Annotated in this window: 13 protein-coding genes; all 13 read left to right on the top strand. The window is 34.5% G+C overall.

What is annotated here, in order from left to right:
• Window positions 1–859 precede the first annotated feature (859 nt).
• The 13 genes from DI060_RS18620 to DI060_RS18555 all read left to right on the top strand — a co-directional run bounded on the left by DI060_RS18620 (window position 860) and on the right by DI060_RS18555 (window position 12,548).
• Entirely contained in the window at window positions 860–1,639 is a 780-nt protein-coding gene (locus DI060_RS18620; RefSeq protein WP_108978520.1) for a hypothetical protein, read from the top strand.
• A 56-nt stretch (window positions 1,640–1,695) separates the two neighbouring features.
• Window positions 1,696–2,223, top strand: coding sequence for a hypothetical protein (locus DI060_RS18615; RefSeq protein WP_108978519.1), 528 nt, complete (start codon window positions 1,696–1,698; stop codon window positions 2,221–2,223).
• A 211-nt stretch (window positions 2,224–2,434) separates the two neighbouring features.
• Window positions 2,435–3,151 (top strand): hypothetical protein, encoded by a 717-nt coding sequence (locus DI060_RS18610; RefSeq protein ID WP_108978518.1) that lies wholly within the window; start codon window positions 2,435–2,437, stop codon window positions 3,149–3,151.
• Between the two features lie 196 nt (window positions 3,152–3,347).
• On the top strand, window positions 3,348–4,016 hold the full coding sequence (locus DI060_RS18605) for a MotA/TolQ/ExbB proton channel family protein (RefSeq protein WP_108978517.1): 669 nt from the start codon (window positions 3,348–3,350) through the stop codon (window positions 4,014–4,016).
• Window positions 4,017–4,682: 666 nt separating this feature from the next.
• Complete coding sequence (locus DI060_RS18865; protein WP_135355107.1) at window positions 4,683–4,958, top strand: hypothetical protein; 276 nt, start codon at window positions 4,683–4,685, stop codon at window positions 4,956–4,958.
• Between the two features lie 266 nt (window positions 4,959–5,224).
• The gene (locus DI060_RS18595) at window positions 5,225–5,806 is read left to right on the top strand and encodes a zf-TFIIB domain-containing protein (RefSeq protein ID WP_108978515.1); all 582 of its coding nucleotides are present in this window, start codon (window positions 5,225–5,227) and stop codon (window positions 5,804–5,806) included.
• 434 nt (window positions 5,807–6,240) lie between these two features.
• Window positions 6,241–6,993: a DNA-methyltransferase gene (locus DI060_RS18590; RefSeq protein ID WP_244594507.1), complete on the top strand. Its 753-nt coding sequence runs from the start codon at window positions 6,241–6,243 to the stop codon at window positions 6,991–6,993.
• 1 nt (window position 6,994) lies between these two features.
• On the top strand, window positions 6,995–7,603 hold the full coding sequence (locus DI060_RS18585) for a BglII/BstYI family type II restriction endonuclease (protein ID WP_108978513.1): 609 nt from the start codon (window positions 6,995–6,997) through the stop codon (window positions 7,601–7,603).
• A 198-nt stretch (window positions 7,604–7,801) separates the two neighbouring features.
• Window positions 7,802–8,602 (top strand): hypothetical protein, encoded by an 801-nt coding sequence (locus tag DI060_RS18580; RefSeq protein ID WP_108978512.1) that lies wholly within the window; start codon window positions 7,802–7,804, stop codon window positions 8,600–8,602.
• 197 nt (window positions 8,603–8,799) lie between these two features.
• Window positions 8,800–10,674, top strand: a complete 1,875-nt coding sequence (locus DI060_RS18575; RefSeq protein WP_108978511.1) for an ATP-dependent nuclease — start codon at window positions 8,800–8,802, stop codon at window positions 10,672–10,674.
• A 173-nt stretch (window positions 10,675–10,847) separates the two neighbouring features.
• Window positions 10,848–11,648, top strand: a complete 801-nt coding sequence (locus DI060_RS19345; RefSeq protein WP_108978510.1) for a CPBP family intramembrane glutamic endopeptidase — start codon at window positions 10,848–10,850, stop codon at window positions 11,646–11,648.
• 320 nt (window positions 11,649–11,968) lie between these two features.
• Window positions 11,969–12,193, top strand: a complete 225-nt coding sequence (locus tag DI060_RS18560) for a DUF433 domain-containing protein (RefSeq protein WP_108978508.1) — start codon at window positions 11,969–11,971, stop codon at window positions 12,191–12,193.
• A complete protein-coding gene (locus tag DI060_RS18555) occupies window positions 12,183–12,548 on the top strand; it encodes a DUF5615 family PIN-like protein (RefSeq protein WP_108978507.1) in 366 nt (121 codons plus the stop codon). Before DI060_RS18560 ends, DI060_RS18555 begins: the two co-directional genes overlap by 11 nt.
• Window positions 12,549–12,748: the final 200 nt, after the last annotated feature.

The following is a 12,748-nucleotide window of genomic DNA, read 5'->3' as shown; positions in this document are numbered from 1 at the left end:
CTATCTCCTGAAGTCATACCTTATCTTCTAGAATATTTAATAAAAAAGAGGTTTATAAATGAAGTATTTTATTCTCCTATTCTTAATTATAGGATGTATCTCCTAAGAAAAATCAAGAATATCAAATGCTGCCCAAGAAAATGAATATATAGAAATTCGCGAACAAGATCGCTATATAGGAAAAGAATTACCTAATCCTCCTGATTCTCCTGGATTTAAGTATTCTAACTATGAATCAATAACTCTGGAAGATTTAATCGAAAGAGGAGAGATTGAAGAAAATACAAAAGGAATGAAAATATTCAATTCGAGAAATAAACTATTTTTAAAACTTAATGCTTATCCCACACAAGAGCTAAGTCAGGAAGAAATCGGAAGAAGAAATACTTTTGCTTTACTCTTTCAAAATATGAGACCAATTATTCACATTTACGATTCAAAATTAAAACTCCGATACAAAGATCAAAATTTTCTAATTATATTTCAGACTCAATTGATTCCATATATGAAATCTGAACTAAAAATCGGAGATTTGATTGGATTGTATATTGTACATGCTAATTATGATGAATTTGGAAAAATACATTTAATTTTAGTTAATGAATTCCATAAATATTAGTTCAGTAGTCCACTTCGGATAACTGCGGCTGACACGCTACGCTCGGGACTTACACCCTCGCTCGGCCTGAAGGCACATTGTCCTCCGTCACGCTTCTTGCTCCGCAAGAAGTCGCGCCGACGCTAACGCCTGCGCAGCAGGCTCAGCTACGGACAACGTCGTGTAGCCTAGTTCGTTATACGTAATCACCGCAAGAAATCTACGATCCAATAAAAGATGAAATAAGGAAATATAGATAATATGAATCCAAAGTTAGCTTCACTATCAATATTGGTATTAGAGGATCCAGGTTACGAATCGGCTTGGACATTTTTCAAAACGATGGAGGAATTCATCCCAGAACTTTTACCGACAAAAATAAATACCCATGAACCTGTGAATAAGGATTTTTGTTTGGATTCTCCTGAGGAGTTCAAGAAATATTGGAGAACCATCATCTGGTTTCAGAAATCTAGAATCATGGAAGGAAGTATCTACATTAAAACCTGGCGAAAAAACCATACGAGTTTTAAAATTGAGATCAAGTTAAAACAAATGAAAAGCCAAGAGCGGTTACTGAATTTTTTTGAAGAAGCAAGCAAAAGATTGCATAGCGATCTATCGGTTCTACAGTATCCCTTAAAGGAAGAACACCCATTTAGAATTGAAAGTGAATCAGATTCGATAGGATGGGAAGGTGCAATACTAGCTCCAATCAGGCTTCGAAAATTTCTCCCCGATCTATACTCCTGCCAAGTATTTGGCAAATCTTATGTCGACCTATTCGGAATGGAAAAGTTACTTAGTGCGCCCGCGCCTGTTGTAAAGAAGCTTTCCAAAGACCAAGTATATCTCCAATTGAGTAAAAACTTAGAGAAAATTAATTACGAAGAGTTAGAAGAAAATAGAAAATTGGTTAAGAAACACTTAGGCGAAGATGCGTTCTTTCAGATTGAGAAAGGAATCGATTACAAATACAAAGTTCCCGATTTTCCACCAGTGATTGAAGCCAAAGAAACAATTAATATTTCAATCGGGTAAACTTGAGACGAGAAATAAGCGCCAAAGTATTGCAAAAACTTTAGAAGGAATTGTGCATGGTAGATTTGAATCCAGGACTCGACAATTTGAATGCTGAGATGGAAGGATTGGCAGAAATGTTTTTTGACAATCCAGAATCGCCCACTTATAATATCGCTTTTTTAGATAAATCAAAATTAGATTTCTCCCTTGCGAGTTTAGAATTCGTAAACACCTTTCTAAATTCTATTCATCAAAAACTCAATGATGTTCCGGATATTAAAATGAATGCTCTTGTTTTAAGGACTGGAGCATACTTAGGGGAAGTAATTCGCAGAAACTCGAATCATAAAAAGCTTCAATGGATCAGTTATGAAAAGGCAAGCTCTTTAAATTCCAAAATACAAGGAATAGGGGAAAGTATAAGCACAGTAGCCATTTTATATGAGGAGAGAAAAGACCAATTTTTCTTTCCACTCGGCAAAGTATTAAAGGCATTACATTTTGGACACAGCGAAGATTTAAAAGCATTTGCAGAAAATACAATTTCGCAAACTACAGTCTTTGATAAACCGAATGGAAAAATTACAAAAATACAATTTTAATAAATTGTATTCGCGGTGACTACGTATAACTGCGGCTGACACGCATCGCTTCGGGTCTTACGCCCTCGCTCGGCCTAAAGGCACATTGTCCTCCGTCACGCTTCTTGCTCTGCAAGAAGGCGCGCCGACGCTCACGCCTGCGAAGCAGGCTCAGCTACGGACAACGTCGTGTAGCGTTTTCGTTATGCGACATTTTAGGAAAATACACAGAATGATAAAAAAATATATAATCCTTTCTATAATTCTAACTTTAAACCCTAGCCTATTAAATTCAGAGAATTTGATAGAAAGTCTTAAAAAACAGATACTTACAAAGGGAGATGGCTTCTGGGGTCCTGGAGGTGAGTCTTCATCTTGGGGGTGGGGATTTGAGTTTTACGATAATGGAAAAATGACAATGATTTTTGTAGGCGAAGGCGGCGAGGAAATTAAAGGCACTTACTCAATAAGAAATAATAAACTTTATGTTAAAAGTGATAAAGATTACGAATGTAATTTGATCAACTTAGAAGATAACTTAATTTTTAAACTTGCCTTAAATTGCTCAAATGGATTGCGCCTTTATGGTTATGCTCATAAATCAATAAATGAAACTAGGAAAATTGACAATAATACAGTTATTACAATGGGTAGAAAACGATTTAAAATAACAGAAAACGTTAAATTCAGGGTTGCACCAGAATTGAATAGCGAAACAATAAAATGCAAATTTTTAAGCCTTCAACATACGGAAATCGATTTTCTCCCTCGCTCGACAGTTGTTCACGTTCTTGCAAGAACTGAAGATAAAATTAAGATTAAAAATTGGAACAATTATTGGTATTACGTTACTGTCATGTATGATATGCATGACGGAGAATCCTGTCAAAAAGATTATGGTTGGATTTATGCTCAATTTACAGAATTAGATTCATATCAGGATATCTAAAACGTCGCATAACTGCGGCTTACCGCTACGCTTCGGGTCTTGCGCCCTCGCTCGGTCTGCGACACATAGGCTTTCTGTCACTCGCTTGCATACGCAAGCTACGTGCCAGTCCCTAACGTCCCGTTCCGGGACTCAGGGTCAGCCTACGTCGGTAAGCCTATTACGTTAGCCGAAATACCCAAAAAAAGGAATAATAATGACACTTTTTCCAGAAACAGATGATCTAAAAACATTGGCAAATTTTCTTATCGATTTAACCGATTGGGCTAGAAAAGAAGGATTGCTTAATATTGGGAAAAAATATGATCCAAAAAAATGGAACTATCCAATATCCGATTTTTTACATGTTGGAATTTCACTTATTGTCGATGGTATAGACCCTTATCTCGTCAGGCAAACATTAGAAATTCGTAAAAGTACTTTTAAACAGAGATTAAATTATCGATTGCATTATTTAAAACAATATATAAAAAATATATGTCAACCGTCCGAATTTATCTATTATCCTAAACATCCAGACAATGAAAAACTAATATTATTTTTTAAAAACATAGAAAATTCACCATCTGAAAATTTCAAGGAATTCCATGAGCTGTTAGCTAAATCTGGAAAAACTGAGGAAAGTCTATTCATAATCCAATATTATAGATATTTATTATTCACATCCATTGATATGAGCATTGAGGGAATTCTGAATATTCAATCAGGAACTAATTCAAACGTCCTACGGAATCTTTTATATTCCTATATTGATTTAGGTTATTCCGAATTAAAATTTCCGTCAATGGATACTGAGTCGACACTAACAGAGAATGAAATTCAAGCTCTACTAACCGGAAATTCTAACAATAAAAATATTTTATGAACTCTTGATTATAAAAAAATTGATTTTCTATTTTCAACGAAAATATTGAGGCATTATTAAGGCCTTACTGTTCTATTAAGTAATAATGAACATTTTAATATCCTATCTTAAAAAAATTCGCATGAAAGTCTTTTCTTTGGTAAATTAAACTCGATGATTATTTAAATGAAAAAAAGAAAGATAAACTAGTTCACTAGACCTGAAGCTAATTTTCTACAATAACCATTGAATCTTTCGACACTTAACTAAAAATTGAACAATCTAAAAATCCTTGTAAAGATGGGTACTTCGGCTAACTGCGGATTATCGCTTCGCTTCGGGACTCCGCCCTCGCTCGGTCTTCGACACATTCCTCTTCTGTCACTCCTCTTGCATACGCAAGCGTCGTGCCAGTCCCTAACGTCTCTTCGAGACTCAGGGTCGAGGAACGTCGATAATCCTAGTTCGTTATGCGAAATGCGCTTAAAAAATTCTATGATTGGATACTTTAAATATATTTTTATAAATTCTCTTTTGCCACTACTCCTATTTATATCTATTTTATTCGCTTCAATTAGTGATACGCCCATTCAATTTACAAAATCAACCTTTTACGCTATTTTTTGGATTTCATTACTAATCATCTCTTGGAGAATTTTAATTAAAACATGGATTTCTGCTATTAAATTGAAATCAATATTTCCTTTCTTTCTCAACTTCATCTCAAGTATCATTGTTCTCTTTTTTACCATTTTTCAATTACTTTTGGCATATGCAGGATTTCCAATTTGGAATGATGTTTGTATTTTACAGAAATTTGGACCATTTGAAATCAAAGAACAACATTGGAAGCTAGCGGAAAGCCATCAAGACTATCGAATGCAGGCTACATTTGAAATTGTTTCAGATATTTACCTTTCTTTTCCTTATTTTGGAGATAACTCTAAAAATTGCATTCGATGATTACCTCTTTTTCAAACAAACTAATATTTAATTTACATAGTAAGCGCACTTCGCATAACTGCGGCTGACACGCTTCGCTTCGGGTCTTACGCCCTCGCTCGGTCTGCGACACATAGGCTTTCTGTCACTCCCCTTGCATACGCAAGTGTCGTGCCAGTCCCTAACGTCCCGTTCCGGGACTCAGGGTCAGCCTACGTCGTGTAGCCTAGTTCGTTATCTGACATTTGCTTGAACTTTTATTAGAATTAAAAATTAATTAAGAAAATATGATTTGTTCAACTTGTAAAACGAAACTCCACAATCTAAAAACGGAATTTGGGTATTTTTGGATATGTCAGGATTGTTACGGTCACTTTTTTAGTGAAAAAAATATCTTAAAATATATTCCAAAAATAGAATGGGATAAAATTAAATCCAAATCAAAGAAAATAAAAAAACAAAGAGTTATAAATTGTCCTTCTTGTAAAAATCAAATGCAGATTTTAATTTTGCCTGAATCTAAAAATAATCTTGAAATCGATCTTTGCCAAACATGTCAAATCATTTGGTTCGATAAAGATGAAATTGAAGATTTAGAACTCAAACAAATTGTTTCTGAAAATCTTAATAAACTCGGTAAAAATGCATATGACTTATCAGAAAAGAAAAATGTAGTTATTTCAGAAGAGGCAAAAATTCAGTATCTATTGGCAAATATTAAGTTGGACAATTATTTGAAACAATTAAAGAGAAAAGAAATTCAATTAGATCGGCTAAATAGAACACCTTCGGGAATCCTTTCGCCATATGAACTTGCTTCCTTTCTGTATGAGATAAACTTCGATAGTGACATGGACAATTCCTGGTAAAATAAGCAAACGTCAGATAACTGCGGCTGACACGCTACGCTCGGGACTTTCGCCCTTGCTCGGCCTGACGGCACATTGTCCTCCGTCACGCTTCTTGCGTCGCAAGAAGACGCGCCGACGCTAACGCCTGCGCAGCAGGCTCAGCTACGGACAACGTCGTGTAGCCTAGTTCGTTATGCGAAATGAGCTAAACCTATCAAAACAAGAAAAATTCATATTTCTGAGAATTCACGAACTATTCTGCCCTGTCTTTATATTTCCAAAGTTTATGCTTGAAAATAAACATATGTCTCATAAAATAACTAGTTATGGGACGGTCTGCTCAACTTAAACTCATTCATCCGACACCTTCATTTGAGTGGAATACTCTTTTTAATGAGGTTCCAAAGGCCTACTTCGAATCTAACCTGGGTACTCTTTTTGATCAGGATTGTATGAAAATCTTACCAAAGATCAAAGAAAACTCAATAGATACTGTTTTCGCAGATCCTCCTTTCAACATTGGAAAGGTTTATAGAAAAAACACAGATGACAAAAGGCCTGATCATGAATACATCGAATGGTCAAAACAATGGATTCGAGAATGTGTACGTGTTATAAAACCTGGAGGAGCATTCTTTCTATACAATCTGCCCAAATGGAATATATTGCTCGGTTCTTATCTAAATGAACTTGGTATGGAATTCAGACATTGGATAGCGATAGAACTAAATATGCTTCTTCCAATTCAAGGTAGATTATATCCAAGCCATTACAGCCTACTATACTATACAAAAGGAAAACCTAAAACTTTTCGAAAAATTAGAACCCCTATAGAATTATGCAGACATTGTCACCGCGAAATTAAAGACTATGGTGGTCATAGAAAGGCAATGAACCCGCTTGGCGTAAACCTAAAGGATGTTTGGACTGATGTCCCTCCTGTAAGACATAGAAAATTTAAATCCGAAAATAGAAAGGCTAATGCACTTTCAACTAAGATTACCGATAGAATTATTGAAATGAGTACACTACCAGGAGATATAGTTTTAGATCCATTTGGTGGAAGTGGAACTACATTTATTTCATGCGAAAATAAACATCGTCATTGGATCGGAATCGAAATTGATTACGCAGATGACATTAAAGACCGTTTAGAGTCTGATGATATTCACTCACATAAAAACACTGACCATGTAGAAGGATAATTTGAAAATTGTTCACATAGAATCATTAATCGAAAAAGGACAATTTTCTAAATCTACCGATTGGGAAGTATTAAAAAATGGAATAATAGAAGAAGTAAAGGAAGTTGATTGGCCACCTGGAAGTGGAAAGTTTACGATCTATCCTGAAAGTGGAAAAAAAAGAGGTGAAGGAAATGGCGTAAAACCTATTAAAGATAGTTTTGTAAAAAGACTAATTGTAAAAGGTTGGGAAGCTGAAAAACCTCTAGATATTGCCTCTCATAAAAAACCTGGTAATCTAGACTTATTATTAGAAACTAATAATCGTAAAATTGCAATCGAGTGGGAAACTGGAAATATTTCATCTACTCACCGAGCCTTGAATAAAATGGCACTCGGCTTAATAAAAGGTATCTTAGATGCAGGTGTATTAGTTTTACCTTCAAGAAAATTATATAAATATTTAACCGATCGTATCGGGAATTTTGATGAAATCGAGCCATATACAGATTTGTGGAAAGCACTAAATTTAGAATCAGGAATCTTACTAATAATAGTCATAGAACATGATGAAGAAAGCAAAGATGTTATCAAAATTCCAAAAGGTACGGACGGCAGAGCAATTAACTAAAAGCTCACTTCGCATAACAGCGCCTTAACGCTTCGCTTCGGCACAAGGCCTCGCTCGGTCTGCGACACATAGGCTTCTGGCACTCGCCTTGCTTACGCAAGCTACGTGCCAGTCCCTAACGTCCCGTTCCGGGACTCAGGGTCAGCCTACGTCGTCAAGGCTATTTCGTTATGCGTAATTTCGTAAAAAAAATATATAATGAAATTTAAAACCTTACTTCTTATTGTCTTAACCACAGCCTTTAGCTGTTCTGAAATAGAAAATCAAGCCGAATGCAAATCCGGATTTGACTATGATTCCGCCAATTACTGCTTTAGTAGAAAAATTACTGAAGAAGATACTGATCTCTCAGAATTATCAAATAATCTCTTTATTGGAGAAATTTTAGAAAAAAATACTATTTTTATTGAGCCATTTAATTTCGACAATCTTGACTCATCGCAAAAATTAAATTATCTCAATATATATAAAAATATCAATGCTGTCGCAATTAAGAATAAATCCGCAAAACCAATATCAGGTATATTTAAGGAACATATAAAATCATACATTCCAGATGAATTTGAAAAATCTGTTTTCTATTCTAAACCTTTTTCCAAACCAAACTTTGATTTATTAAAATATAATATTGAAGAAGAAACTGAAGTCAATTCAATTGTCTTTGGATTATCAGGATTGAAATTTGAAAATATTGACTGCTCCAATTACGGAAAAAAAAGACCATACTCAAAAAAAGAATATGCTGAAGCAATTGAAAGTCTTTCAGAGGATCAAGAGATTGAAGATAGAACATTAGACTTCAAGAAGTTAGAAGAAACCATCTTAAATGCAAGAATGATATGTAGTTTAAGCAATGAAAAATCTAAACTTAAGCTTGTACTCTCCTCTTATGAAACGAAAGGTATGGAATACGCAGGAACGGTCTATTTGATTGATTTTTATATCAAAAATAAACTTATCAAGACGATCGAAAAATATAATTACGATGGACCTTATTAGGAATACGAAACTACGCATAACTGCGGCTGACACGCTCCGCTCGGGTCTTTCGCCCTCGCTCGGCCTAAAGGCACATTGTCCTCCGTCACGCTTCTTGCCATGCAAGAAGGCGCGCCGACGCTAACGCCTGCGCAGCAGGCTCAGCTACGGACAACGTCGTGTAGCCTAGTTCGTTAGCCGCAATTGCTTAAAATATTATGTATATAAAAGAAATATTAATAAATAACTATCGCTCTATCAAAAATCTTAATCTCCAACTTGAACCAGGAAAGAATATTATTGTCGGGAAAAACAATTCAGGTAAAAGTAATATAGTAAAAGCAATCGATTTAATCTTAGGCGAATCATCACCTACTTATGCAAAAACTGACAATGTAAATGAAAACGATTTCCATAAAGGTAATATTAACGAACCTATAACTATATTTCTACATATCATTCGAAACTCCGATGAAGAGTTAGATTATGATAATCTATATAATTGCTTTGGTTTCTACATTCATACAGAACCAAAAAAATATGGACAAATACCATCTCCGGTCTTACATAAAATAGATTTCAATAAAATCTCAGATGATATTGAATGTTTAATGAATATCGACGTTGATGAAGTTGGAAATAGAAAGGATTATATTAACCCAAAAAAAAGGACAGATCATCCACTTGAAGATCAATTCGAAGATAAATTTAGTTTTGGCTTGGCCTTTCAAGCTCGTATGAATGAAGAAGGCCAGATTGAGAAGAAACTTAGACTATTATACCGAGAAAATGAATTGGCAGATTGGATACTTTCTTTTTCAGCATCAATTAGGAACGAATTAATACAAAGTGCTATAATACCCGCTTTTCGAGATCCTCAGAATGAACTGCGAATTAACACCTACTCTTGGTTTGGAAAATTACTTAAATCTCATATCAAGCATGATGACCCTCGATTATTAAAGGGATTCCAATCATTCAAGAAAATATCTGACAAAATCTTTGAATCTTTAAAATCTGCAATTTTAGAAAATTCTATAAAAGTAGCATTTCCTGGAACTGAAATTTCCTTTCAATTCAACCCTGATACAAAAGTAGACATTTTCAAAAGTGTCCTAATTTACATTAACGATGGATTTAATAGTCTTCTAAAAGATAAAGGATCGGGAATTCAGAGTATAGTTACAATAGGATTATTTAGTTACTATACACGAAATGTAAGCCATAAAGGAAGTTCTTTATTAGCCGTTGAGGAACCAGAACTCTATTTACATCCGCAAGCGAGAAAAGTCTTATCAGATCGTTTTAATGAATTTCTAGATGGAAATAAAAATCAAATTATAGTTACTACACATTCACCAGAATTTATAAATTCGACTAAAGAAAATTTAAATCTAATATTGATTAGAAAAGATTTAAAAAAAGGCACTATTTCAAAAAACACATCTTTTGCTAACTCTAAAGAAAAACAAATTCTGCTTAAAACTCAAAATTCAGAAATGTTCTTCGCCGATTTTGTGGTCCTTGTAGAAGGTGGAGATAAGTTTATTTTTGAATTAGTTTCCTCTTACTACGGAGCGAAAATAAATACTAAATTAGGAAAAAATTGGATTAATGAACATAATTTTTCAATTATTGCAGTCGGAGGTAAAAGCGAATTTTGGAAATATCATGTCAAACTTACCGAATTAAATATAAAGCATGCTGTAATGGCTGATTTTGATTTTTTAAATAAAGACTTAAATGAATTTTTTACAAAATCTTCTTACCCAAAAATCTGGAAAGATAAACTTAACAAAATAAAATCTAAACCCAATTATCAACCGAATAAGCAACTAAAAAACCATTCCACGGATTTGATTCCAATTATAAATAGTTTCATAACTGAACTCCGAAGTAAAAGTATTTTTATTCTAAAAAATGAATTAGAAAATGTATTTAAACCAAAAGCTCATATATATACCGATGGCCTTTCTGGAAAAGAAGAGAAAGCAATTAACTTAACAATTAATCTATATGAACACCTGGATGATCTTGAGGATTACTTGGAAATCGAAGATTTCCTAACAATACTTGAAAAAATCTCAAAATAAGCAACTGCGGCTAACAGCGACTTACCGCTACGCTTCGGCACAAGGCCTCGCTCGGGCTGCGCCAAATTCCCCTTCTGGCATTCGCCTTGCTTACGCAAGCTACATGCCAGTCCCTAACGTCTCTGCGAGACTCAGGGTCGGGGAACTTCGGTAAGTCTAGTACGTTATCTGCAATGCGCGGTTCTATGCAACAAATGATCAAAAACTTTAATAAAAACGCGAAATCTATTTTAATATTAATATTTTGCACTTACCATATACCACTTTTTATTGATGGCTTCGATATTGCACACAATTTAGTAAATTATATTCCAAGTTGGATCGTAGGTCTTGTTACAAGTATAATAATACCAATAATAGGATTAATCTACATTACTTACATTAAAGAAATAATTACAAGATATCACTTAGGATTTCATAATTTAATTTTCCATAAACGAAACTATTCCGTTATATTTTATACTTCCATTTTCTTTTCTTTTTTTATCTTTCTAATAAGTTTTGAGTTACATGAGCTCACAATATATATCTTCCAGGAAAATCTTTTTAAAAATTACACTAAGACAGGTATGGAAGGTATTTCTCTACCGTTCGCCTTATTCTATACTTTGTATCTTTCATTGCGAGCAGGAATATTCGAAGAAGTTTTTTATAGAGGATTATTGAGAATTATAATAAAGAATGATTATTCCTTCAACTTTACGTATATTTTCTTAAGTTCTGCTCTATTTGCATCTATTCATTGGGGCGATGGCATTCGTAATATCTTAGTCACATTTTTTTTAGGGATTATCTGGGCAATATCATACTTAAATTTTAAAAGTATTTGGCCTAATATTATTTCACATACCTCTTGGGATATCTACGCTATTTCAAATCCCTATAATGGATATTTATTTCTTACTTTTTATATTTTCGTTTTATCTATCTTAATCTTATTTTATAATTTCTTTACTAAAAAAAGAATATATTAAAAATATGCGCACAGCAGATAACTGCGGCTTACCGCTACGCTTCGGGTCTTGCGCCCTCGCTCGGTCTCCGACACATAGGCTTTCTGTCACTCGCTTGCATACGCAAGCTACGTGCCAGTCCCTAACGTCCCGTTCCGGGACTCAGGGTCAGCCTACGTCGGTAAGCCTAATTCGTTATCCGAAATGCCCCAAAATAGCCATTGCATACATGGAAAAGGAATAAAGAAGAACGTGAATTTTAGAAAATGTTCTCCTCATTTTTACATTTAGTGTCTATAGAATCTTGACATTAATTTCGAAAATTCTAGAATACTATCTATATGGAGTATATTTCAAGACTATCATCTTCACCTGATGTTCTTTTAGGAAAACCTGTGATCAAAAATACTAGGATTACCGTAGAGTTAATCCTGGAGAGACTTGGCGACGGGATGTCTATTGAGGAAATTTTAGAGGCTACACCTAATATTAAGAGAGAGGATGTTCTGGCTTGTATTTCATATTCAAGCGATGTAGTTGCAAAAGAGAGCCTACTTGCAAGTTAATCTGCTAGCTGATGAAAATGTAGATTTTCGCATTATTAAATTCTTAAGGGACAGGAAATTCGTAGTCTATTCAGTATTAGAAGATTATAAATCAGTTTCTGATTCGAAAATAATCGAAATCGCCAAGAATTTAAACTCAGTGATCCTTACTCTTGATAAAGATTTTGGTGAATGGGTTTTTTCTCATAAACAATTTAGCAATGGTATTATTCTGCTAAGATATACTTCCAAAGATTACTTAGAGATTTCTGAATCTTTAGTAAAATTATTAGCTAATAATGATATTGATTTAAGTGACAAATTCATTGTTTTATCTACTAAAAAAATCAGGATAAGAGATATAAAGTTAATTTAAGTCGCCTACTATGGGCACTTCGGATAACTGCGGCTGACACGCTTCGCTTCGGGTCTTACGCCCTCGCTCGGCCTAAAGGCACATTGTCCTCCGTCACGCTTCTTGCGCCGCAAGAAGGCGCGCCGACGCTAACGCCTGCGCAGCAGGCTCAGCTACGGACAACGTCGTGTAGCCTATTACGTTATACGCCATAGCAATTT

Source organism: Leptospira ryugenii, from assembly GCF_003114855.1.
Classification (GTDB): domain Bacteria; phylum Spirochaetota; class Leptospiria; order Leptospirales; family Leptospiraceae; genus Leptospira_A; species Leptospira_A ryugenii.
The sequence above is the reverse complement of the archived record's forward strand: the minus strand, read 5'-3'. Positions and strand labels throughout refer to the sequence as shown.